This is a genomic window from Allorhizobium pseudoryzae, assembly GCF_011046245.1.
GTDB classification, from domain to species: domain Bacteria; phylum Pseudomonadota; class Alphaproteobacteria; order Rhizobiales; family Rhizobiaceae; genus Neorhizobium; species Neorhizobium pseudoryzae.
This window is the reverse complement of sequence record NZ_CP049241.1, coordinates 1,487,136-1,510,935: the sequence shown is the minus strand read 5'-3', so window position 1 is coordinate 1,510,935 and position 23,800 is coordinate 1,487,136. Positions and strand designations below refer to the sequence as shown.

The 23,800-nt window shown below is 62.1% G+C and carries 18 protein-coding genes, 1 tRNA gene and 1 rRNA gene; 6 read left to right on the top strand and 14 right to left on the bottom strand.

Annotated elements, in window-relative coordinates:
• Nucleotides 1–28 precede the first annotated feature (28 nt).
• Nucleotides 29–265, top strand: coding sequence for an Lrp/AsnC ligand binding domain-containing protein (locus G6N78_RS07380; RefSeq protein ID WP_165217040.1), 237 nt, complete (start codon nt 29–31; stop codon nt 263–265).
• An 89-nt stretch (nt 266–354) separates the two neighbouring features.
• Here G6N78_RS07380 and G6N78_RS07375 read toward each other — a convergent pair whose 3' ends face one another.
• From G6N78_RS07375 to G6N78_RS07345, 7 genes are all read right to left on the bottom strand, one after another.
• Nucleotides 355–561, bottom strand: coding sequence for a hypothetical protein (locus tag G6N78_RS07375; protein ID WP_165217038.1), 207 nt, complete (start codon nt 559–561; stop codon nt 355–357).
• 375 nt (nt 562–936) lie between these two features.
• Complete coding sequence (locus tag G6N78_RS07370; protein WP_165217036.1) at nt 937–3,477, bottom strand: aminotransferase class III-fold pyridoxal phosphate-dependent enzyme; 2,541 nt, start codon at nt 3,475–3,477, stop codon at nt 937–939.
• Nucleotides 3,478–3,564: 87 nt separating this feature from the next.
• Nucleotides 3,565–6,018: a glycoside hydrolase family 2 protein gene (locus G6N78_RS07365; RefSeq protein WP_165217035.1), complete on the bottom strand. Its 2,454-nt coding sequence runs from the start codon at nt 6,016–6,018 to the stop codon at nt 3,565–3,567.
• Nucleotides 6,015–7,001: a DUF1839 family protein gene (locus G6N78_RS07360; protein WP_165217033.1), complete on the bottom strand. Its 987-nt coding sequence runs from the start codon at nt 6,999–7,001 to the stop codon at nt 6,015–6,017. Before G6N78_RS07360 ends, G6N78_RS07365 begins: the two co-directional genes overlap by 4 nt.
• A gap of 4 nt (nt 7,002–7,005) precedes the next feature.
• Nucleotides 7,006–7,914 (bottom strand): amino acid--[acyl-carrier-protein] ligase, encoded by a 909-nt coding sequence (locus G6N78_RS07355; RefSeq protein WP_165217031.1) that lies wholly within the window; start codon nt 7,912–7,914, stop codon nt 7,006–7,008.
• A gap of 3 nt (nt 7,915–7,917) precedes the next feature.
• Complete coding sequence (locus G6N78_RS07350; RefSeq protein ID WP_165217029.1) at nt 7,918–9,102, bottom strand: acyl-CoA dehydrogenase family protein; 1,185 nt, start codon at nt 9,100–9,102, stop codon at nt 7,918–7,920.
• A complete protein-coding gene (locus G6N78_RS07345; protein ID WP_165217027.1) occupies nt 9,102–9,353 on the bottom strand; it encodes an acyl carrier protein in 252 nt (83 codons plus the stop codon). Before G6N78_RS07345 ends, G6N78_RS07350 begins: the two co-directional genes overlap by 1 nt.
• Nucleotides 9,354–9,550: 197 nt before the next feature.
• Between G6N78_RS07345 and G6N78_RS07340 the strand changes: the two genes are divergently transcribed.
• Nucleotides 9,551–10,408, top strand: coding sequence for a D-alanyl-D-alanine carboxypeptidase family protein (locus tag G6N78_RS07340; protein ID WP_165217025.1), 858 nt, complete (start codon nt 9,551–9,553; stop codon nt 10,406–10,408).
• A 140-nt stretch (nt 10,409–10,548) separates the two neighbouring features.
• On the opposite strand, the gene G6N78_RS07335 is transcribed toward G6N78_RS07340, so the two are convergent.
• Nucleotides 10,549–11,640 carry a lysine-2,3-aminomutase-like protein gene (locus tag G6N78_RS07335; RefSeq protein ID WP_165217023.1) on the bottom strand — a complete coding sequence of 364 codons (1,092 nt, stop codon included), beginning with the start codon at nt 11,638–11,640 and terminating at the stop codon, nt 10,549–10,551.
• Nucleotides 11,637–12,692 carry an EF-P lysine aminoacylase EpmA gene (epmA, locus tag G6N78_RS07330; RefSeq protein WP_234905939.1) on the bottom strand — a complete coding sequence of 352 codons (1,056 nt, stop codon included), beginning with the start codon at nt 12,690–12,692 and terminating at the stop codon, nt 11,637–11,639. Before epmA ends, G6N78_RS07335 begins: the two co-directional genes overlap by 4 nt.
• A 200-nt stretch (nt 12,693–12,892) precedes the next feature.
• On the opposite strand from epmA, the gene efp reads away from it, so the two are divergent.
• A complete protein-coding gene (gene efp, locus G6N78_RS07325; RefSeq protein WP_165217021.1) occupies nt 12,893–13,462 on the top strand; it encodes an elongation factor P in 570 nt (189 codons plus the stop codon).
• A 132-nt stretch (nt 13,463–13,594) separates the two neighbouring features.
• Here the strand turns inward: efp and G6N78_RS07320 are convergent, their stop codons facing one another.
• The 5 genes from G6N78_RS07320 to G6N78_RS07300 all read right to left on the bottom strand — a co-directional run bounded on the left by G6N78_RS07320 (nt 13,595) and on the right by G6N78_RS07300 (nt 21,212).
• Entirely contained in the window at nt 13,595–15,037 is a 1,443-nt protein-coding gene (locus G6N78_RS07320; protein ID WP_165217020.1) for an efflux transporter outer membrane subunit, read from the bottom strand.
• A gap of 117 nt (nt 15,038–15,154) precedes the next feature.
• Nucleotides 15,155–18,259, bottom strand: coding sequence for an efflux RND transporter permease subunit (locus tag G6N78_RS07315; RefSeq protein WP_165217018.1), 3,105 nt, complete (start codon nt 18,257–18,259; stop codon nt 15,155–15,157).
• Between the two features lie 42 nt (nt 18,260–18,301).
• Nucleotides 18,302–19,513 (bottom strand): efflux RND transporter periplasmic adaptor subunit, encoded by a 1,212-nt coding sequence (locus G6N78_RS07310; RefSeq protein ID WP_502710548.1) that lies wholly within the window; start codon nt 19,511–19,513, stop codon nt 18,302–18,304.
• 131 nt (nt 19,514–19,644) lie between these two features.
• Complete coding sequence (locus tag G6N78_RS07305) at nt 19,645–20,250, bottom strand: TetR family transcriptional regulator (RefSeq protein WP_165217016.1); 606 nt, start codon at nt 20,248–20,250, stop codon at nt 19,645–19,647.
• 17 nt (nt 20,251–20,267) lie between these two features.
• Nucleotides 20,268–21,212: a phosphoribosylaminoimidazolesuccinocarboxamide synthase gene (locus G6N78_RS07300; protein ID WP_165217014.1), complete on the bottom strand. Its 945-nt coding sequence runs from the start codon at nt 21,210–21,212 to the stop codon at nt 20,268–20,270.
• 274 nt (nt 21,213–21,486) lie between these two features.
• Between G6N78_RS07300 and G6N78_RS07295 the strand changes: the two genes are divergently transcribed.
• The 3 genes from G6N78_RS07295 (at nt 21,487) to G6N78_RS07285 (ending at nt 23,796) form a co-directional block, all read left to right on the top strand.
• Nucleotides 21,487–21,756, top strand: a complete 270-nt coding sequence (locus G6N78_RS07295) for a hypothetical protein (protein WP_165217012.1) — start codon at nt 21,487–21,489, stop codon at nt 21,754–21,756.
• Between the two features lie 266 nt (nt 21,757–22,022).
• Nucleotides 22,023–23,505: ribosomal RNA gene (locus tag G6N78_RS07290) — 16S ribosomal RNA — on the top strand.
• A 214-nt stretch (nt 23,506–23,719) separates the two neighbouring features.
• Nucleotides 23,720–23,796 (top strand) — tRNA-Ile (locus tag G6N78_RS07285).
• Nucleotides 23,797–23,800 lie beyond the last annotated feature (4 nt).

Genomic DNA, 23,800 nt, shown 5'->3' with positions numbered 1-23,800 from the left:
AGGGGTGGCCAGACTGCGGGAAGATGCCATGAAGCCGATTTTCGTCCAGCTTCGCTGCGTGCCGGGCAAGACCTATGAGGTGGCCGATGCCATCTACAAGACCGAACTGGTCTCGGAACTCTATTCCACCAGCGGCGACTGGGACCTGCTGTTGAAGATCTACCTGCCGGACGGCGAGGAGATCGGCCGTTTCGTCAACGAGAAGATCGCCGCCATTCCAGGCATCGAGCGCTCGCTGACCACGCTCACCTTCACCGCTTTCTGAATGGGCATGGAAAAGCCGCCCAGAGCCTGAGGCCGGGCGGCGCTTTGCGGTTCAAAACACCTGTCAAAACACCTGTCAAAACGCATGGGTCAGGCGACGGCAGCGTTCAGCGTCGCCGTCTCTTTCTGCGCCAGAACATGCGCGCGGATCGCGCGGCGCACGTCGTCAGCCGTCGCAAAACGCTGTTCGTCCAGATCGATCACGTGAAACTTCACGGCGATGAACTTCAACCGGTCCTGATCCGGCACGACGATCCCCACCGGCTCACCGGCGTATTCGATAACCTGCTTTTGCATGGTCATACTCCTAGTGTGGCTGCGCACGGCAGCAATACGAATGAACTGTTCAGATCCCTGGGAGGTGAAGCGTCACATTCGACAGCACGGGGCGGAGACGATGCCCGTGCGTTTCACATCATGCGCCGCCCTGAACAGGGCAGTGCGGATCGATGAAGTCATGTCACTCTCCCTTTTTGGCGTTCGTGGAGGCGTTGCGCATGTTCCAGACGAGCGTGCTTACGGACCTCGTCTATGGAAACGGACCATAGGCGAGTCGGTCTGCATGTTCAATTGAAAACGTGTGTACCTAGAATTTTTTTCTGTTTGATGACAGGAAGGAGGCGAGTTTGTGAAATCCTGTTCGCCGCATTGCACCATTTCGCCCTGTAGTGGTCAGTCGGGCGTTTCCGTGTCGGTCTGCAAGTCCTGCTCCTCCTGATGCGCTTCATCGACCGCTTCGGCCTGCGGAGCCGGGATGCCGAGGATGTGCGATAGCGCGTCCACCACCACCTCCAGGCTTGCGCGCGCAATACAGAGCGGCGCTATCAGCTGCAGACGGACGTCGTCCAGCGCGCTGGCGATCACGCCGTGCTGCAGGAGCCTTTCCGCGAGGTCGGGCGCCGAGAGGCCGGAGACGGACAGCTCCGGCGCAAGACCGGCACCGGACACCGCCAGCCGACCCTCGCTTGCCGTCGTCAGATGGGTCAGGGCCTGCTCAAGGACACGGGCCGCATCGGCGGCATTGGCAATCAGGTCCGGATCGTCCAGCAGATCGATGACGGTGGAGCCCAGGCGGCAGGCCACCATGCTCGCATCCGGCTGCGGCAGTTCAAGGGTCTGCGGCAGAGCCGAGCGACGCATCACCACGGCGGCCAGCGGTTCACCGGGCACCGGAGAGCCGGTGACGACGATATCCGGAATGGTCTCGCCTGCGTCGAAAGCCCAGAAACCGTGTCCTGTGCGGCCGAAGCCGGTGCGTCGCTCGTCGGCGATCAGGGGCGACTCGTCTTCGGAATACAGCCGCTCGCCCAGCTGCTGGGCAAGCTCCATCGCGGCAATCTCGCCAGTCAGTGCCACAACCGTATCGAGCTCGCCCGGCAGGCGTTGCAGAAGGGCCGCCTGGAACTCCGCTTCCACGGGCGTGCTCAACAACCCGTTCAGCAGCAGCCATTGGTGATAGGCGGCATCCGCCAGGCCGGCATGGCCGTGACCCAGAAGACCGGCGCCGCCGGTCAGATCGATAAAAGGCCGGCCCGTCGCATCGAAGACATGTTCGCGCCAGCCGCGCACGAAGGCTCTTTGTTCGGCCGGCTGCGGCGCATCGGCATCGATGCCGAGAAGGACGGACGGAGAGATCGCGAGCTGCCGCCACAGGCCGACATCGCCCGTCGCAACGAAGAGCGGCGGCACCAGGTTCGCCTCCCGGCTCAGCCGGATGCGCAAACCGCCGACGGATCCTTCGGCGCCGGCCACCACCCCCAGCCGGTCACCGGCAAACAGCGCCGTGCCATCGGCCAAGACCGTGTCCAGCCCTTCGAGGTGAAGGCAGGCCTCCGGACCATTCAGGAGAAGACGGCCGTCGCGCAGCTGCAAAAGACCGCCGAATGGCGCCAGCGCCACGGTTCCTGCCGGAAGGCAGATATCCACGTGCAGGGCATAGTTTTCCGCGTGCCCATCCCTCTGCGCATGACCGCGGGACAAGCGGTATTCGCCAAAGCGGGTGGCACCCATCTTGGTGTCCCAAGCGATGCGCGCCAAAATCCGCCAATCGCTTTCCGGGTCCCGCCAGTTGCCGTCGAAAAAGGCCGTGCTGGCCGGCGAAAGATCGACAAGCCGGATCTTTTCGGGGTCGATCTCCGGCAGCAGCGGGCCGAAATCCGGCAGAGGTCGGGGCGGCCAGTCGAGCGTGTGGCGGATGGCCGCCTCCATCATGGCCGGCTGCAGGCCGGTCACCCGGTCGAAACCGTCGCGCACGCGCATCAGCCATGGCGTATCGTCCGGGTCGCCGATCGCCGCGTCACGCTCGGCTGCGGCACGCAGCAGGCCAATGCGGACAATGATCAAAGGCCAGAGTGCCTCTATATCCGCTTCCACCAGCGGCAGTTCCGCATGAAATGCCTCGACGGCCGGCAAAAAGGTCATGGCATCGCCCGGTCGCTCCAGCAGCAGGTCGGCACAGACGGCGGCCAGAGACGCCACCACCCAGCCTTCGCCAAGGCTTGCCGGATCGACAAAGCCGGTCGGCTGCCAGGCCGTATCCGTCACCGTGCCTACAAGCTCACGGGAAACGGGATGATGATGGATCAGCTGGCTGCGCAGGTCTGAGCCCAGCGCCTGGACCCGCCGCAGGGCCGTCACCATCGCCTTGGCAATCGGATCACGAATGGCCGGGTCATTGACCTGCCGCAGTATTTTCACGACCGTCGGACCAGCCTGGCGCAAATCGGAGGCAGACCACAGGGCCGGCATCTCTTCGTCGCGGGCGTCTTCTGCCGCGGCGGCCAGATCGCGGATCAGCCGCGCCGCAAACCCGCCCAGAACCGCGCCGTCCACGGATGCCGGCGCGGGGGCGCCGGCCGGAAAGGCACAGACACGGGCATATCCCTCCCGGGTGTCCTCGTCCGCCTCGAAGGCGCACAGCAGGTTTCCTTCGGTCGTCTCCAGCGGTTGCGGCCCCTCGATCCGCCCGGTTTCCGGGTGCATGTGCAGGAGAAGGGCGGCTTCCGCCTCGAACTGACGCGCTTCATCCGGATCGCTGCAGAAGTCCAGCCGGCTGGTCACCTCGTCGTAACGCACGAGGTAGGAGGGGGGATCGGCCGCAATGGCCTCAATTTCCCCGGAAAGGCCATAATGGCTTGCCAGGAAGAGCTCGGCATCCGGCCAGGCAAAGACCGGCATCGCCTCATCCGGCAGCTCGTTGTCAGCATCGGCCATCCCGTTCCTCCACGCACACACACGCAAGAGATTAGCGCGATCACGGATGCCGTCTATAGGCCATTACGACGTAAAGCCTTGGCCGGCTTAAAAATTCAAGCTGGTCTGCCCGTCCAGGCTGCTCAAACGGCCCGCCGGCAGGCCGGGAGACGCCGATGTGGCGCTGAGGAGGATGCGTTTCGCCGCCCCGGGTGCCAGGTGAAAACCGTCATCGTCGCCGATCCATCCATCGCAGGCGATGGAGAGGCTCTGGGCGAAGCGGTCCGTGACGATGTCCAGCGCCCAGCGGTTTTCGTCGAGACGGTTCAAGGTCAGGTCGATCCGCGCCCGGTGCAGGGCCTTTGGCCGCCCGAGCGGAAAATGAAAGGCATCCGCGAGAAGCGCGCCGGTCTTCGCGTCGAGAAGCCGCGCCACCGTCACGTCATGCGAGGGTGGGCCGAAGCGGTAGGCATAGGTCGTGTCGAAGAAGGCACCAAAGAGGTCGGTGGCGGGGAAACTCGCCGTGCCGCGGGAGCCAAGGTTCAGGGCTTGCTTTCCGGAGACCACCGGCTGCTCCCCATCGCGCAGGCAGACAAGTTCCAGCACCAGCTCGCGGGCCGCACCGGTCTCGTTCAGCACATGCACGTCGAGCCCGTTGACGCCTTCGTCCGACAGCAGCACCTGCAGCGGGCGGAAGGCGCGCTTCAGGGCGTACCAGGCGGATTTTGGCCGACCCGTTGCATCGATCACGCCCCAGCCGGCGCCGGGCAGAAGATCCTGCAGCGTCCAGACGAGCGCGCCATGGCAGGTGGAACCGGGCCTGCGCCATTCGGCGAAGCTTGCCTCCATCACCTCGGCGGTCGTGGCGCGTGCGTAAGCCAGGTAGCGATCCGGGTCCTCGCGGCGCAGGCGAGCTGGGTCGATGCCGTAGAGGAGTGCTGCATAATGATCGCGCACATCCTCGAAATCCCAGCTGGCGCTCGCATCGCGCGGAACCCGTGCCTTCCAGCGCGGATCGTGCACCGCCGGCACCGGCAGATGCGCGGCAAGCGTTGCGGCATCCGGCACGTTGGCGAAGGCCAGACATTCGGCGGCAAACCGCACTTCGGCGCGCCGGGCATCCTCCAGCGGTCTCAGATAGGCCCCGACGCCGTAATAATGGCCCACACCTTCGTTGACGAAGAAGGGCTGGCTGCCGCCGCTCGGCGAGTTTTCCACGTAGGGCAGGTGGGGCGCCATGTCCGCGCAGAGTGCCGGCAGGATCTCGCTGGTCAAGGCCGTCTTCCAGATCCGCTCCGGCAGACCCAGCATCGCGCCCTGCTGGTGCATCTCGCTGCCACCGCACAGGATGACGAGCGACGGTGACGCAGAATGGCGGCACAGAAGCTGCGTTAACTCTGTTTTCACGTGAATCATCAGGGATTCATCGTTTGCCGGGTAATCGAAATTCGCCAGCATCAGGTCCTGCCAGACCAGCAGGCCCAGTTCGTCGCAGAGCGCGAAGAATTCGGCGCTCTCGTAGGCCATGGTTCCGCCGATGCGGATCATGTTCATGCCGGCCTCGGCGGCGGTCTTGAGAAACGGCACGTAAGCGTCGCGGCTTCCCGGCAGATCGACAATGTCGGCGCTCGTCCAGACGGCTCCGCGGCAGAAGATGGGTTCGCCGTTGACGCGCAGAGCAAAGCCCCGGCCATCGGCACCGCGATCGATGGAAACACGGCGGAAACCGGTGCACCCGAGGGGATAAGCCCGGCCATCGATGGTCAGTGTCACGTCATGAAGGGCAGGCGTGCCATGGCTTGCCGGCCACCAGGCCTCGATGCCGGGGCAATGGAGCGTGGCGTGCCACTGGCCATCCGCGCTCCGGGCGGCGTGCGTCTTGTGCCCGGCGCAGTGCAGGACCACATTCCCCGTCAGATCGGCCGCGGTAAAGGCAAGCGAGAGTTCGCCGGTACCGTTTTCGGCAAGCGTGCTGATCAGACGAAGATCGGCGAGAGCGGCGCGCTCCTGCCGCAGCAGGCTCACGGGCCGCCAGGGGCCAACGGCCACCACATCCGGACACCAGCCCGGCATGAAGCCGAGCGCCGTGGTTCGCAACAGCCGCAAGCCCTGGCTGCGCATCATCCGCGGGCGCCAGCGGGCGCGCGGCCCCTTCCTCTCCAGATGCGGACCGATCGCCCGGAAGCAGAGCGCAAGTTCGTCCCGCCCCGTCAGCACCACCGGCACATCATGGCTCTCGAACATGCTTTCGCTGTCGAGGATCTTTTCCCCGTTCAGGAAGACTTCGGCGATCGTCGCCAGCCCTTCGAAGCGCAGCACGGCGGGGCCTGGCGCTTCGTCCAGTGCCAGCCGATACCAGGCGTCGAGATGTTCCAGATTGGCCGGCGCCGTCCTATCGAAGCGGTTGGCGCGCTCCAGTGCCCCTGCCAGCGTGCCCGGCACCGGCGCCGGCAGCTTTTCGAGCGTCGCCGGCAGCGCGGAAGGTACGGCACACAGGCCGGGCGGCGTGGTCACCACCGTCCAGCCCTCGTTGAGGACGATGTGCGTTGCCGTGACGCTCACGCAGCCGCACTCACGGTACCGAGATCCTTCTCCAAGGCGTCCATCAGCTCATCCCAGGCCTCCACGGCGGGGAGAAGAGCGGTGGAGAGCGTGTCGAACTTCTTGCGGGTCAGCGCACGCGCCAGCTGGAACTGCACGGATTTGCCGGTTTCCGACAGTTTCAACGCATGGGCTTTCGCCTCTGCAAAGCGCCGGCCTTCGCCGAGCCAGTCCAGATGCGCGGCGAGCAGTTCGAAATTGGCGCCGAACTGCCGCAGCGTATTGAAGGCGAACTTGTGGAAGAAGGCGAAGTCACGGCTCGCCAGCGCTTCGGCCTTTGCCGGGAAAACCTCCTGAAAGGCCTGAAGCGGGTTCGCGGAGGGCCTGCGCGCAAAATGCCGGAAGAGCAAAGCCTCCGCCACGGCCCGCTGATGGGCGAGCGGCTTCGGCTTTGCCGGAAACTTGGCAAATTCCGTGTAGGGCAGGAAGGGCAGGGCACCTTCTGCCGCGTTGCGCTGGAACAGGCCGTCGAAATCTTCGCCTGACAGCTGGAAGAACCCGCCATTGTGGAAGTAGTCGAGTTCGCGCGCCGCGACGTCCAGCCGGTTGATCGCCACCGTCGTCTTGCCGTGTTCAATCCCGTACGCCACGCCACGGGTATCGGGCATGTAGAAACTGTCCATCTCAACGAGGCAGAGCCGCCCGCGACGGATCTGTTCCGCCACATGCGCCTCAACGACATCGAAGATCGCCAGTTCCGTCACACGGATATCATAGAGGCTTTCGAGATCCTCCAGCGGCACCTTGAAGAAGGTGAACTGGTCGCCCTCGAAATCCTGCGTCAGCGTAAAGCCCAGCATGGCTTCCGGGACAACGCCATGGCTCGCCAGCACCTCGATCCACAGATCGACATAGCAGTTGGTTTCCGGCCAGGCACGCTCCGTGCTGTGCAGGGCGTGCGGCCGATAGGTAGCCGGATCCAGACCGGCAAAGACCTTTGACATCCGCTCAGCCCCAGAGAACCTTGCGCACTGCCTCCGGCCAGTCTTTCACGTCCAGGCCATGCGTGTGGAACAGCGCCAGCGCGATCCGTTCAAGACCGAAACCGACGCAGGCGGTGTGCGCCACGCTGCCGTCTTCCAGGTTCAGGCCCCACTTCGTGCCAAACGCATCCTGGTGGTAGTTGAAGCTCATGCAGGCCGTCGGCTTGGCACGCGAGGTGATCGGGATCAGAAGCTCGAACTTCAGGTTCTGGTCACGCTGGTTGTTGGCGAGCATTTTCCCCGCACGGCCGAAGAAGGGATCGTTTGCCACGTCGATCTCCACCTCGAGGCCGACGAGCTTCATCATCTCGACGCCGCGGTCCATCCAGCTCTGGCGGAAATCCGTCACATGGCCTTCGGTGCCCATGCAGACATATTCGCGCATGCGGAACAGCTGCTGGCGGGCCGGATCCTTGGAGGGCTCATGGCGGAAGCAGTAACTCTGCAGGTCGAAGAGTTTTCCCGTCATCGGCAGCGCGCCGCGGCGGGCAACCGTCGGATAAAGCGGGTAGCAGGCCGCCGGCGTCAGCACGATGTCGGTCGCCTCCTGGCCCTTGGTCCAGTCGTCGCCCACTTCCATGCACTGCAGCAGGCTCATATGGTCCAGCTCGTTGCCGCAGAAGGAATGCACGGTGCCGGCCAGCTGCGGAAAGCTTTTCATGTAGCCGCTGGTCTCGAAGAAGGCACGGTTCATGCCCGGCGGAAACCGCATGGCTTCCGCGCCGTCCTTTCCGCCAAAGCGGTCGATCAGCCGCTCGAAGGCGGCAATCACGTCCTCGAACTGACCGCTGCGGCCATAAAGGCCATCCACGCCGGTCTCGATCAGCAGGCCCGATTCAAACAGGCGGTCGAGAAAATTGGTCTGCATGTCCATGGTTCACCCCAGAAGGCTGACATCTGGTTTCTGCACCAGAAGCATGGTGGCGGTATTGCCGAGAATACGATCGTTGGAAATCATCAGGCGGGCCGAATGGGCGTCGCGCAGGTGGCGGCCGAGGCTGAAGGGCGTGCCGTTCTTGTAGCCCATGATGCCGCAGATCAGGAGCGCCTTGTGAATGATGTCGAGGATCGTCTCGGACGAGGCGATCTTCACATTGTTCATGGCAATCGCAAAACTCATGGAGGAGAGCTTGTCCGGATTGGCGCGCGCATCCTGATAGGTCTTCAGACCCGTCAACAGGTTGGACTTGACCAACTGCAGCAGGTTGACCGCTTCGGCCAGATGCGCGGCTCCGGGCGGAACCTGGCCTTGCGCCTTGCGGGCGGCGGCGCGCACGAAACTTTGGGAACGGGCCACCGCATCGGCGGCGATGCCGTACCAGACGCCGCTCCAGAGGAGATGCGAGGTGGCGAGCATGCTCTGCGCTGCGATCTCGGCAAAGGGTTTCGGGAAGACTTGGCAGGCCGGGGCCTCGCCCTTGAAAACAAAACCTTCCGAACAGGTGCCCCGCATGCCGAGCGTGTCCCAGTCGTTGGTCTTGTCGAGCGTGTACTGGTCCTTCAGGAACACCGTCATCGCCTGGTCGCTCGGTGCGGCACCATCATGGGCTCGCGACGTGATCAGAATGGCATCGGCTTCGAGTGCGTAGGAAATGACCGTCGCATCCTTCGTCAGGCGGCAGGTCTCGCCGTCGATCGCGATCGCGCAGATCGAGTTGCGCAGGTTGCCGCCAATCCCGCCTTCCGTGGTGGCCGAGGCCAGCAGATACTGATGCTTGGCGAGATCGCGCATGAAACCGGTGTGCCAGGTGCTCTCTTCGCCGTGCTCCACCAGGCTTGAGGCCTTGATCTGGTGCATGGCAAAAACCATGGCCGACGCGGCACAGGCCTGGCCGAGGATCACGCAGATCTCGGCAATTTCCGTCAGCGTGGCGCCTTCGCCGCCATGGGCGGCAGGCACCTGGATGCCGAGCAGGCGCTCGGCCTTCATCGCCTCCACCGCCTCCCGCGGGAAGCGTCCCGCATGGTCCACGTCATCGGCGTGGCGCGCGGCAATTCCTGCCACGCGCTGCGCCCGGTCGCAGAGGCTCTCGGCCTGGGGTGCAAAGGCGACGACGCTCATCAGGCTGCCTCTTGTGCCTTGAGAATCTGGCGGATCGTGCCCTCGATCGCCGCGATGCTGGCGAAGGACTTGCGGTTCAGCAGATTATCGGGAAACTCCACATCGAACTTTTCCTCGATCGCCAGCATCACCTGCACAGATGCGAAGGACGAAAGGCCGCTGGTATAGAGATCGCTGTCGTCTGCCAGATCGGTAACCGGAACCGGCAGGCCCCCAACTTTGGTCAGAATGTCCCGGATTGTCTCGTTCATCTCGACGTCTCCTCGTCTTAGTCTTGAATAAGCTGATCCTTAAGTCCGAAAGCATAAAGAACGTCTAAAAAAGCTGGTGAAGAAGCCTTAGGGAGACTCGATCAAATTGTCTCCATCACCCTGTGCCAATCCTGTCCTCGGCGCTAAAATGCCCTATTCTTCAATCTGTTATTAGGACGAGTCACGAGAGGGCAGACATGGCTTCCAGGCGACATGTGCCGAAACGGTTAGGGATCGGCTTACTCTTTTTTCTGGCAATCGCATCCAGTGCGCTTGCGCAGCAGGCGGAGCTCCTTGTCAACGCTTCCACGGGTGTGGTCGTGGCGGCACGCAACGAAGGGGCGCGCATCCGCCCGGCCTCCCTCACGAAGATGATGACGCTCTATCTCACCTTCGAGGCGCTGGGTCGCGGCACGCTGTCCTGGGACGAGCAGATTCCGGTTTCGGCCCGTGCGGCGGGAACGGTGCCTTACAAGCTCGGTCCGCCGGCCGGCGGTTCGATCAGCGTGCGCGAGGCGGTGAACGGCATCATTGTCATTTCCGCCAATGACGCAGCAATTGCGCTGGCCGAACGTCTTGGTGGCACGGAAGACAAGTTCGCCGCGATGATGACGGTGAAGGCCCGGCGGCTCGGCATGACAAACACCCTGTTCCGCAATGCCACGGGTCTGACAGCCGACGGACAACTGACCACCGCGCGCGACATGGCAGTGCTGGGACTGGCGCTGCAGCAGCATTTTCCCCGCCAGTTTCCGATGTTTGCGATGAAGACGACGACCTTCCGCGGCAAGCCGCTCAAAGGGCACAACTACATGCTGGATCTTTATCCCGGCGTCGATGGCATCAAGACCGGTTATACCAGCGCATCCGGTTATAATGTCGTCACTTCGGTCCAGAAGGGCGGCCGCCGTTATGTCGGCGTGGTCATGGGCTACCCGACCGACAAGGCCCGTGACCAGCGCATGACGGCGCTGTTCCGGCAGTATCTGGATGGCGGATCGGCGACCAGCCCTCAGACCGGCACGACAATCGGCGGGGCGGTGGGGTTGTACTGAGGGCGTCACCGGCACGTCGTCGCCGCCGAGGCAGTCGTCAGCGTCCCGGCCGAATGGCATCTCCGAGGGAAGATGAAGAGACAATCGAGGATCACAGCACGGGGCGAACCGGCCGCGTGATGGCAGAACCGTATCCCGCGTCAGGCGGAGGATTTTGGCGGATAGACATGCTCCTCGCCGCGGTAGTCGCTCACCGCATAACAGCCGTCATCCGCCTGGCGAACGGCGCTTGCTCCGATTGCTGCCTTGCCATAACCGCCCGGAATATCCAGCACATAGGTCGGCTGGCAGAGACCGGAAATGCGGCCGCGCAGAGCGGCAACGATCGCCTGACCTTCGGCAATCTCTAAGCGGAAATGGCTGGTGCCGGGCGCGAGATCCGGGTGGTGCAGATAATAGGGTTTGACCCGGCTTTCGACGAAGGCACGCATCAGGTCCGCCAGAATGGTGGGGTCGTCGTTGACGCCCTTCAGCAGCACGGTCTGGCTGACAAGCGTGATGCCCGCATCGGCCAGCCGGGCGCAGGCGGCCCGCGCTTCGTCCGTCATCTCGCGGGGATGGTTGGCGTGCAGTGCCACATAGGTGACCTTGCCGCTCTCCTTGAGCGCTGCAATCAGCGCCGCGTTGATCGCCTGCGGATCGACGACCGGCACGCGGCTGTGAAAGCGGACGATCTTCACGTGCTCGATCGCCTTCAGCCCCTGGAGAATCTCCGCAAGGCGGCGCGGCGAAAGCACCAGCGGATCGCCGCCGGTGAGGATCACCTCCCAGATGTCCGGTCGGGAGCGGATATAAGAAAACGCCGCCTCCAGCTCGGCCGCCGACAGCGTGCCGTCGCCGGTGGGCCCGACCATTTCGCGGCGAAAACAGAAGCGGCAATAGACAGGGCAGACATGCACGGCCTTCAAAAGCACGCGGTCGGGATACCGATGCACGATCCCCTTGACCGGCGAATGGGCTGCATCCCCGATCGGATCCGTCCGCTCCTGCTGCGTCACCAGAAGCTCCCGGCCATCGGGCACAAATTGCCGGGCAATCGGATCGTCCGGGTCGTCCGGATCGATCAGCGCGGCGATCGCCGGTGTCACGGCGATCGCATAGCGGCGCGCCACCGCTTCAGCCTCGCTGAGCCGCTCCGGCGGCAGAAGGCCGGCGGCGCCGAGATCCTGCGGGGTCTTCAGCGTGCGTGGTGCAGCCTTACCGCCGACCACCGTCTTGCTTGCCGTCGTCATGACCATTCCGCCACTGGCGCCCACATCACCTGGTCGATGCGGGTCGCTCCCGTCGCCAGCATCACCAGCCGGTCGAAACCGAGGGCGATGCCCGATGCCTCCGGCATCACGGACAGGGCGGCGAGGAAATCCTCGTCGAGCGGATAGGTCTCGCCATAGACCCGCTGCTTTTCCACCATCTCGGCCTCGAAACGCGTCCGCTGTTCGGCGGCATCGGTCAACTCGCCGAAAGCATTGGCGAGCTCGACGCCGCAGGCATAGAGCTCGAACCGTTCGGCCACGCGCGGATCGTCGTCCGCCGGGCGTGCCAGGGCGGCCTCGCAGATCGGGTAGCGGTCGAGCACCGTCGGACGGCCCTCCCCCAGATGCGGTTCGATCCTCTCCACCAGCACACGGGAATAGAGATCGGTCCAGGTGTCGTCCGGCGCATGGCGAATACCGGCCTGCGTCAGCTGACGTGCCAGCCGGTCACGGTCGGTCTTGCCGTCCGGTTCCACCGAGGAAAGAAGGTCGATGCCGGCGTAACGCTCAAAAGCGTCCGCCACCGACAGCCGCTCGAAGGGCGCGAAGGGATCGCAACTCATGCCGCGGTAGGAAAACTGCCGGGTCCCTGCCGTTTCTGCTGCGAGCGCCAGTAGATCGGCGCAGTCGGCCATCAGCGCAGTGTAGCTTTCACCCGCCCGGTACCATTCCAGCATGGTGAATTCCGGGTGGTGCAGCGGCCCGCGCTCCCGGTTGCGATAGACATGCGCGAAACAGGCGATGCGGCTTTCGCCGGCGGCGAGCAGCTTCTTACAGGCAAATTCCGGCGAGGTGTGCAGATGCAGCGGGAACGGCTGGCCATCGGTCGTCAGCGCGGTGGTGGAGAAGGCGTGCAGATGTGCCTCGTTGCCCGGAGAGACCTGCAGCGTAGCCGTATCGACCTCCATAAAATCACGCTCCGCAAAGAAGGTGCGGAAGGCAGCCTGAATGCGGTTGCGGCCGATCAGGAAGGGGCGGCGATCCGCATGCACGTCCGGGCGCCACCAGGCGGAGGGCAAAAGCGAGGGCATGCGCTGCAACAGGAGCTCCATTTCTTCCAGGTGTTGCGGGGCTTTCTTCGGTCGGTCGCCAGCGGAGGCTTCCACTTTCCCCCAATTTAAGGTAGGTGCGCGCAAGACAACAAATAAGGCGTCCCTCAGGCTGGCGGTCGGCTGGTCCTCTACGACGCATTCTGAGAACTGACAAGCCAAGGCAGTCACAAGGAAATCCTATGGTCAAGATTATCGCCTCCTCCGTCCGCAAGGGCAATGTCCTCGACGTCGATGGCAAGCTCTATGTCGTGCTGACGGCCCAGAACTTCCATCCGGGCAAGGGCACGCCCGTCACCCAGGTCGACATGCGCCGCATCGTCGATGGCGTGAAGGTGTCGGAACGCTGGCGCACGACCGAGCAGGTCGAGCGCGCTTTCGTCGAGGACGTGAACTTCCAGTACCTCTACGAGGATGGCGAAGGTTTCCACTTCATGAACCCGGAATCCTACGATCAGGTCGTCGTGACGGAAGAGACGATGGGCGATCAGAAGGCCTACCTCCAGGAAGGCATGACCTGCATCCTGTCGATGCACGAGGGTGTAGCGCTCGCTCTGCAGCTGCCGCGCCATGTGACGCTGGAAATCGTCGAAACCGAACCGGTCGTGAAGGGCCAGACGGCATCGTCCTCCTACAAGCCGGCCATGCTCTCCAACGGCCTGCGCACCATGGTGCCGCCTCATATCGATGCCGGCACCCGCGTCGTGATCGCCACGGAAGACAATTCCTACGTCGAGCGTGCGAAGGACTGATCAGCCCGGTCCCGATCGGCAAGACAATTCAGGCGGGGCTTCGGCTCCGCCTTTTTCGTTTTCTGCTGCCGGACATGAAAAAACCCCGGAGCGTTTGGACGCTCCGGGGTTTTGTGCATTCCAGAATGACGCTTACTGGGCGGCAGCTGTACGGGCGGCGGCCGCAACCCGCGTCGGGCCCTTGCCCCAGGCATAACCGCCACCAATGGCAACGTTGAGCGAGACATAATCCTGCGCCTGCTGCTGGATGGCCTGTGCCAGGTTTGCCTGGGCGCTTGAGACGGAGCGCTGCGCATCGAGAACGTCGAGCAGCGAGGATGCACCGTCGCGGTAGCTTGCCGTCGAAAGGTTCAGCGCTTCGTCATAAGAGCGAACCGTATCGCGAAGGGCTGCCACGGTGCGACCGTCACGCGTGACGGCAGCCAAGGCATTTTCCACTTCCTCCACCGCGCCGAGAACCGTGTCCTTCCAGGTCAGGTAGGCCTCGCGTGCCTTGGATTCCGCGCTGCTGAGGTTGGCGCGCAACTGGCCGCCATCAAAGATCGGCAGATTGAGCGCCGGGCCGAAGGACCAGGACAGGAGGTGCGAATCAGAGCCGCCGGCAAGCCGCGTGTAGGACGGCGTGATCGAGCCTCCGAGGCTGATCGACGGATAAAGCTGCGCTTCGGCAACGCCGATGTCGGCGACGGCTGCAGCGAGCGCGCGTTCGGCGGCACGAATGTCCGGACGGTTACGGATCAGATCGGCGGGAATGCCGGTCTTGGTGTTGATCCGGGCGACGGGCTGGCCCGCGCCGCGCTGCAGGTCGGACAACATTGAGGATGCAGGCTGACCCAGCAGCGTCGCGACACGGTGAGCGGCACGACGGAAGCTTGTTTCAAGCCCCGGAATATCGGCAACCGTCGAGTTCACCAGACCTTCGGCCTGCACGACGTCGAGGCGGGAGGCAGCCCCGGCTTCCAGCTGCAGGCGGGTCAGTTCCAGGGTCTCGCGGCGAGACTTCAGGTTCGACCGGGCAATCGCGATGCGCTCCTGATAATAGCGCACGTCGATATAGGCCGCAGCCACAGACGAGAGCAGCGACAGGCGTGCGGCATCGACATTGGCATAGGCCTGGTCGAGGGTCGCCAGCGCGCTTTCCTTGTTACGCTTGTAGCGGCCGAACAGGTCGAGCAGCCAGGACACATCGAGATTGCCGGTTGCCTGCGTGCGCGGGGTCGTATCGTTCGTTCCACGGAAGCCGCGGGCGCCGCTGCGCTCGACCTGCGAGGAGAGCGTCAGGCTCGGCAATGCGTTGGCACCGGCCACGACGACATTCGCTTCCGCCTGGTTGATTCGCTCAAGCGCTTCCAGAATGCTCAGGTTCTGATCGAGACCCTGCTTCATCAGCGCGTTCAGGCGTCGATCGTTGAACGACTGCCACCAGGCCGTCTCGGAAATGTCGCCATTGCTCTTGACGCTGCCTTCCGCATATTTCAGCGGCAGAGCGATCTCCGGGGCCTTGTGGTCGGGGCCGAGGACGCAGCCCGACAGCAGAAGCATGACAAGGGGGGCCGCTGCACGAATGGAAGTCATTGGTTCATCCCGGTTTTGCGATGAGTCATTCATCGAACATGAGGCGCGACCGCCCGTGCGGGTCAGTCTAGAGAGAGGTCGCGCGATCCGATAGGTTAACGTCATGCGGTTCAATGGTTAATTCGCAGGTTTTTTACCGCGTGTCAGTTTTCGCACCACCACAAAAAACGATGGTACGAAGAAAATTCCCAGCACTGTTGCAGAAAGCATACCCCCCAGTACGCCGATGCCGATCGAGTTCTGCGCGGCGGAGCCCGCACCGGTCGCGATGGCCAGCGGTACGACGCCCAGGATGAAGGCGAGAGACGTCATGATGATTGGGCGCAGGCGCAGTTTCGCCGCCTCCAGCGTCGCATCCATCAAGCTTGCTCCCGCCGCCTGTCGGTCCTTGGCGAATTCCACGATCAGGATGGCGTTCTTTGCGGCAAGCCCGATGGTCGTGAGCAGGCCGACCTTGAAGTAGACGTCATTCGTCTGCCCGAGCAACAGAGCGGCAGTCAGCGCCCCGAGCACGCCGATCGGCACGGCCATGATGACCGAGAAGGGGATCGACCAGCTTTCATAGAGTGCCGCAAGGCAGAGGAACACCACGAGAACCGAAAGCGCATAGAGCAGGGGTGCCTGCGAACCGGAGAGCCGTTCCTGATAGGAAATGCCCTGCCATGCCACGGAATAACCGCCCGGCATCTGCGCCGTCAGCTGTTCCATGGTGTCCATGGCCGTGCCCGAGCTGACGCCAGTGCCGGCCGCACCTTCCATGGAAATTGCGCTCACACCGTTGAAGCGGCTCAAGGTCGGCGCGCCGCTCACCCACTGGCTCTTCAGGAAGGCCGAGAAGGGCACCATTTCGCCCTGGCTGTTGCGGGCGTACCAGGAGTTGATCGCATCGGCCTGCATGCGGTAGGGCGCGTCGCCCTGCACATAGACCGGCTTCAGTTCGTTGTTGAGGGTGAAGTCGTTGACGTCGCGTCCGGCAAAGATGATCGACAACATCGAATTGACCGTTGCGATATCAAGCCCCATTGCGCCCATCTTCTCCTGGTCCAGCAGGAACTTCAGCTGCGTTTCCGCCGGCGGGCTGTTGGAACGCAAGGCACTGACATTCGGATTGGAATTGCCGGCCTGGATCAGTTGCTGGGAGGCCTGCGTCAGAGCGTCGGTGCCGTTCTTTCCGCTGTCCACCAGGTACATCGAAAAACCGCTCGATGTGCCAAGGCCCGGAATGGCAGGCGGCTGCAGCGGGAACACCATCGCATCACGAATCGTGAAGAAGTAGCCCATGGCGCGACCAACCACGGCCGAGGCCGCAAGCTTCGGGTCGTGACGCAGGTCGAAGTCCTTCAGCTTGGCAAAAACGAGGCCGTAATTCTGGCCCGAGCCGGTGAAGGAGAAACCGGAGACGGCAAAGACGTCCTGGATCGCATCCTTTTCCTTCTCCAGATAATAATTCTCGATGTTCTTGATCACTTCCTGCGTCCGGGCCTGTGTTGCACCGTTCGGCAGTTGCACGATCGTCAACAGAACGCCCTGGTCTTCCTGGGGCAGGAAGGCGCTCGGCAGGCGCAGGAACATCCAGCCACAGCCGCCGATGATGATCGCAAACATCAGCATCACGCGCAGCGGCCGCTTCAGGAGATAACCGATGCTCGACACGTAACCATTCGTCGTGCGGTCAAAGCCGCGGTTGAACCAGCCGGCGCTGCCGCGCTTTTCACCGTGGTGTTTGATCGGCTTCAGCATCGTGGCGCACAGCGCCGGCGTCAGAACGATGGCGACGAGCGCCGACAGGAGCATGGCCGAGACGATGGTGACCGAGAACTGCCGGTAGATGATGCCGGTAGACCCGCCGAAGAAGGCCATCGGAATAAAGACCGCCGTCAGCACCAGCGCGATACCGACAATGGCGCCGGTAATTTCGCCCATGGATTTTACCGTCGCCTCCTTCGGCGACAGGCCTTCCTCGCTCATGATTCGCTCGACGTTTTCGACGACAACGATCGCATCATCGACGAGAAGGCCGATCGCCAGCACCATGGCGAACATGGTCAGAGTATTGATCGAATATCCGGTGAGCGCCAGGATGCCGAAGGTGCCAAGCAGCACCACCGGGACGGCAATCATCGGAATGAAGGTGGCTCTGAGGTTCTGCAGGAAGACGAGCAGAACCACAAAGACGAGCACGATCGCTTCGAGCAGCGTGTGCACGACCTTCTCGATCGACAGCTGCACGAAAGGCGTCGTGTCATACGGATAGGTGATGACGACGTTTTCCGGCAATGACGGGGCAATCGAGTTCAGCGCCGTCTTGACGCGGGCCGCCGTATCGAGCGCGTTCGCACCCGTTGCGAGGTTGACCGCAAAGCCGGTGGCCGGATTGCGGTTCGAGCGGGTGTTCGTCGAATAGCTTTCCTGGCCGATTTCGATGCGCGCCACGTCGCTCAGGCGCACGGTCGCGCCGCCGGTTTCCGTCTTCAGGATGATCGACTTGAAGTCGGCGACCGTCTGAAGCTGGCTCTGCGCGGTCACCGTCACGTTGATCTGCTGGCCGTCCACGGCGGGAAGCGAGCCCAGTGCACCAACGGAGACCTGTGTGTTCTGCGCCTGGATGGCGGAGGTGACGTCGGTCGGTGTCAGCTGGAACTTGTTCAGCTGATAAGGGTCCAGCCAAACCCGCATGGCATACCCGGTGCCGAAGACCTGGATACTGCCGACGCCTTCGAGGCGCTTGATCTGGTCTTCGATCTGCGTGGAAAAGATGTCGCCCAGTTCCACCGGCGCGCGCTTGGCATCGGTGGAGACGAGCGCGCCGACGAGCAGGATGCTGGAGGTCGAACGGGTGACGGTGATCCCCGCTGTCTGAACCACGTCCGGAAGCTGTGACTGCACCAGTTGCAGCTTGTTCTGCACCTGGACCTGGGCAATGTCCGGGTCGATCGAATTGCCGAAGGTGAGGGTGACGGTGGAGGAGCCCGTGCTGGAGGACGAGGTCATGTAGGTCAGGTCGTCCAGACCCGTCATGCCGTCCTCGATGATCGTGGTGACCGATTTTTCCACCGTCTCGGCGCTGGCGCCGGTATAGGTGGCCGAGATGCGGACCGTCGTCGGCGCGATCTCCGGATATTGGGCAATCGACAGCGTGGTGATGGCAAGCGCGCCACCCAGCATGATGATGATCGCGATCACCCATGCGAAAATCGGACGATGAATGAAAAATCCTGCCATGGGGTCAGCCCTTTACGCCTGTTCCTGTCAAAGCCTTGGCCATCACGGCTTTGCCGCAGGCGCTGCAGGTGACGTGGCTGTTTGCGTCACCAGACCTTGTTCATTGATGGTGGCCGCGACCGGCTCGATGGCCGCGCCGGGTGCGATCTTCTGCAGGCCGTCCACGATCAGCCTGTCGCCATCCTGGACGCCGGAGGTCACGAGCCAGTTGTTGCCGGAGAGCTGGCTGTTGTCGAACACCCGGGCTTCGACCTTGTTGTCGGCGGTCGCGAACATCGCGGTGAGCGCTCCGGTCGCGTTGCGGGTCGCGGCGCGTTGCGGGATCAGGAAACCCTTCTCGTAACCGACGATCACCGTGGCGCGGACATACATGCCGGGCAGGATCAGATTGTCCGGATTGTCGAAGACGGCGCGGATCTGATAGGTCCCGGTCGTCTGGCTGACGGCGAGCTCCGACATGTCCACCTTGCCGGTGATCGGATACTGCGTTCCATCCTCCAGCGTCAGGCGGATATCGGCCTCCGTCGTATTGCCCTTCAGGCGACCGGCGGCAATGGCCGAGCGCAGTTCCAGAAGATTGGCGCTCGAATCGTTGAGATCGACATAGATCGGATCCAGCTGGCGAAGCGTCGTCAGCGCCGTGGTCTGATTGGCGGTGACGATATTGCCGATGCTCACCGTCGAGATCGTCGTGACGCCATCGAAGGGGGCGTGGATTTCGGTGTAGCCGAGATTGATTTCCGAGGTCTGCAAGGCGGCCTTCGCCTGCGCCACATCGGCCTGCGCCTGCAGCAGCGACACACGCGCATTCTCGTATTCGATCTGGGTGGCGCCGCTGTTGACCAGCCGCTCGTAGCGATTGAAATTCGCCTGGGCGCTCGGAACGCTCGCCTCCGCCTTGGCCAGCGTCGCTTTCGCCTCTTCGAGCGCGGCACGATAGGTGTCGTCGTCGATCCGATAAAGCAGATCGCCGGCTTTCACCTCGCTGCCTTCCTTGAAGGCGATTTCCTCGATCATGCCGTTGACCCGCGGGCGGACATCGGCTTCGCGGAAAGCGACCGCGCGGCCGGGCAGAACCCGTGTCAGCGGTTGCTCCTTGGCTTCCAGCGACACCACGCTGACCTTGGCCGGCGGTCGCGCCCCGGCCTGGGCGCCTGCGCCCGGTCCAGCACCTGCCCCGGAACTGCCCTGTTCGCTGCAGGCTGCCAGTGCAAGCGAAAGCAGAAGGGGAACGGCAAGTCGGCGCATGAGCATGGGAAAAGTTCCGTCTAATGGGGGCATCGGGGCGTCAATCAAGTCTGCAGTCATCCCGTCGTGGGAGCAAGCCGGAAAGCGCCTGCGGCACGAGCGTGACAGATCGAATTAGTGACGTAGTCGAGAAAACGTCACTTCACAAGGGGATTTTGCAGTGCGGTATTCACAAGATTAACAATGTTACCGCATTGGCGGTCGAGATCTGCCAGGGGTTGCTTGGCGAGAAACACCGGGTGAAGAACCGCCGCGAAGGCTGCGGCGACCGTTTGGCTCATCTCGACCGGATTGTCGCAGTGGTAGATGCCGGCCTCCAGGCCGTCGCGGATGACCGCCAGGAAAAGCTCCTCGATCATCGTCTTATAGCGTTCCCCACTTGCCAGATCCTCTCCCGACAGCAGGAACACCATTTCCAGCATATAGGGGCTGTCCTGCAGCGAAGCGATATGCGCCATCATCAGGCGTCGTGCCGCAATCTCCAGCCGGTGCGGGGCTGGCGCATTCATGTCGAGCGTCTGGATCTGGCGGATCATCGCATCGAGCTTGCGCTGGCAGATCGCGTCCACCAGGGCAATCTTCGAATGGAAATGCTTGAACACATTGGCCGGCGACATGGACAGCGCCTGCGCCACATGCGCGATGGAACAATGGCCGATGCCGCGCTCGCCGAACAGGTGTTCGGCGGTTGAGAGGATCTCCTCCCGCGTGTCTTCCGCCTTGCGTCTTGGCCTGCGCGGCATCTCGCCTCCTCTGCGGCTCAGGAAAAATAGGGCGCCAGATTGGCCCGGATGCGCGAGAGAATATCCTGGTCCGGCGCAATCGGTTCGATTGTCTCGCCGGTGATCCGGTGATAAGCATCGCGATAGACGGCAGCCGTCCGTTCGATGAGGTCTGCCGGAATGACGGGGATCTCATCCGTGTAGGGGTCGCAGCGTTCCGTCACCCAGGCACGGACAAAATCCTTGTCGAAACTCTCCGGCCGTTCTCCGGCTTCCAGGCGGTCGGCATAGCTGTCGGCCATCCAGTAGCGGCTGGAATCGGGCGTGTGGATCTCGTCGGCCAGAATGATCCGGCCGTCCTCGTCGGTGCCGAATTCATATTTGGTATCGACGAGAATCAGTCCGCGCTCGGCGGCGAGCGCCTGACCGCGGGCAAACAGGGCCAGTGCGTAACGGCTCACCGTCTGCCACTGGTCTTGGGTCAGAAGGCCGTTCGACACGATCTCGTCCGGCGAGAGCGGTTCGTCATGGCCGCCATCGAAGGCCTTACTGGTCGGGGTGATGACCGGTTCCGGCAGGGCCTGGTTGTCGCGAAGCCCCTCGGGAAGCGACAGGCCATAGACCTGGCGCACGCCCTTCTTATAGAGCGTCAGCAGCGAGGTGCCGGTCGTCCCGGCGAGATACCCGCGCACGACGATCTCGACCGGCAGAATGTCGAGCCGCTTGCCGATCACCACATTCGGATCGGGATAGGCCAGAACATGGTTGGGGCAAATGTCCTTCGTCCGTTCGAACCAGTAGCGGGCGGTCTGGGTCAGCACGCGGCCCTTGTCCGGGATGACGGCCAGCGCCCGATCGAAGGCACTTAAGCGATCGCTGGCAATGATGATGCGGCGCCCGTCCGGCAAGTCGTAATTGTCGCGAACCTTGCCTCTATAATAGTGCGGAAGTTCCGGGATGTAGGCGGCGGCAAGCAGATGCACGGTGTTTTCACTTTCCAATGGGCCGGACGCTGAGCGCTCCGGATCGACTGACAAGGCTATTCTAGCGCCGCTATTCTATTGCATGCAGGCTCGCGACGCGACAAGCCGCAAGGACATTTGCTCGTGCGCCTTTGGCATGCAGGCGACACAAGGACGAATATCAGCGCAGAACGCCGCATTCCGCCGGATTATCTGCATCATTTTATAGCCACGGCTGCCCAAAAATCGACCTTCCATCGAAATAGTCATTCAATTTCAGAGTCTTATCAGAAAAATGAAAGAATCTGAAAAAGGCATGTTGACGGTTTGTGGTGTGATCCGTATAACCCGCTTCACCAACGAGGGCGGCGGCGCTGCTGGCGACGGCGGTTCTCGTTCTGGTGAAATTGATGGATTGGTTGGCTTTCGGGTTGGTTGGTTTGTTGATTTTGCTGGGTTTTTGATCACGACATTGGCGAATGGCGAATGTGAGCCGAGATTTCGGTTTTGGCTCGGGTGGTTGATTGACTTTGGATTTGACTGCTTTGTGTGGTCTGTTTTTTGACAATTGAATATGGATAAGAAAGAGAAACGTGGTCGGCGCGGTTTCGCGGAGAGCTTTTAGCTCTCTATTGAAAACGATTAGAGACGGTCACGTTTTGATATGAGAACACCGGTTCTTTGCTGGGTTCGGATGCCTTTCGCCATTGCTTTGCGATGACGGGACCCGAACCGGGCCATACGGCGCTGTGAAGCGTGGATGGTTTTGATGTAAAGGACCAAGTGAGTTCTCGTCGATTCAGAACAAGTGATTAGTCTAGATTGAATTCTCAACTTGAGAGTTTGATCCTGGCTCAGAACGAACGCTGGCGGCAGGCTTAACACATGCAAGTCGAGCGCATCCTTCGGGGTGAGCGGCAGACGGGTGAGTAACGCGTGGGAACGTACCCTTTGCTACGGAATAGCTCCGGGAAACTGGAATTAATACCGTATGAGCCCTTCGGGGGAAAGATTTATCGGCAAAGGATCGGCCCGCGTTGGATTAGCTAGTTGGTGGGGTAAAGGCCTACCAAGGCGACGATCCATAGCTGGTCTGAGAGGATGATCAGCCACATTGGGACTGAGACACGGCCCAAACTCCTACGGGAGGCAGCAGTGGGGAATATTGGACAATGGGCGCAAGCCTGATCCAGCCATGCCGCGTGAGTGATGAAGGCCTTAGGGTTGTAAAGCTCTTTCAGTAGGGAAGATAATGACGGTACCTACAGAAGAAGCCCCGGCTAACTTCGTGCCAGCAGCCGCGGTAATACGAAGGGGGCTAGCGTTGTTCGGAATTACTGGGCGTAAAGCGCACGTAGGCGGACATTTAAGTCAGGGGTGAAATCCCGGGGCTCAACCTCGGAACTGCCTTTGATACTGGGTGTCTTGAGTGTGGAAGAGGTCAGTGGAATTGCGAGTGTAGAGGTGAAATTCGTAGATATTCGCAGGAACACCAGTGGCGAAGGCGGCTGACTGGTCCACAACTGACGCTGAGGTGCGAAAGCGTGGGGAGCAAACAGGATTAGATACCCTGGTAGTCCACGCCGTAAACGATGAATGTTAGCCGTCGGGCAGTTTACTGTTCGGTGGCGCCGCTAACGCATTAAACATTCCGCCTGGGGAGTACGGTCGCAAGATTAAAACTCAAAGGAATTGACGGGGGCCCGCACAAGCGGTGGAGCATGTGGTTTAATTCGAAGCAACGCGCAGAACCTTACCAGCCCTTGACATGCCAGGACCGCCACAGAGATGTGGTTTCCACTTCGGTGGCCTGGACACAGGTGCTGCATGGCTGTCGTCAGCTCGTGTCGTGAGATGTTGGGTTAAGTCCCGCAACGAGCGCAACCCTCGCCCTTAGTTGCCAGCATTAGGTTGGGCACTCTAAGGGGACTGCCGGTGATAAGCCGAGAGGAAGGTGGGGATGACGTCAAGTCCTCATGGCCCTTACGGGCTGGGCTACACACGTGCTACAATGGTGGTGACAGTGGGCAGCGAGCACGCGAGTGTGAGCTAATCTCCAAAAGCCATCTCAGTTCGGATTGCACTCTGCAACTCGAGTGCATGAAGTTGGAATCGCTAGTAATCGCGGATCAGCACGCCGCGGTGAATACGTTCCCGGGCCTTGTACACACCGCCCGTCACACCATGGGAGTTGGTTTTACCCGAAGGTAGTGCGCTAACCGCAAGGAGGCAGCTAACCACGGTAGGGTCAGCGACTGGGGTGAAGTCGTAACAAGGTAGCCGTAGGGGAACCTGCGGCTGGATCACCTCCTTTCTAAGGAAGCTGTGGAATTGGTAAGACGCCTAACTTGATTAGGATGAACCTTCCCGTGCTTTTTAGAACATAGATCGGACCAGTCAGGTCACGATCGAAATGAAATACGCCGGAACACTGCTTGCAGGTTCACGGTATGGCGAAATCCGCCGACCACGTTTCTCTTTCTTTGGAAGACAATTTGACAGGATAGGCCTTGATGGCCCTCCGGAATGGGCCCGTAGCTCAGTTGGTTAGAGCACACGCTTGATAAGCGTGGGGTCGGAAGTTCAAGTCTTCCCGGGCCCACCATTGC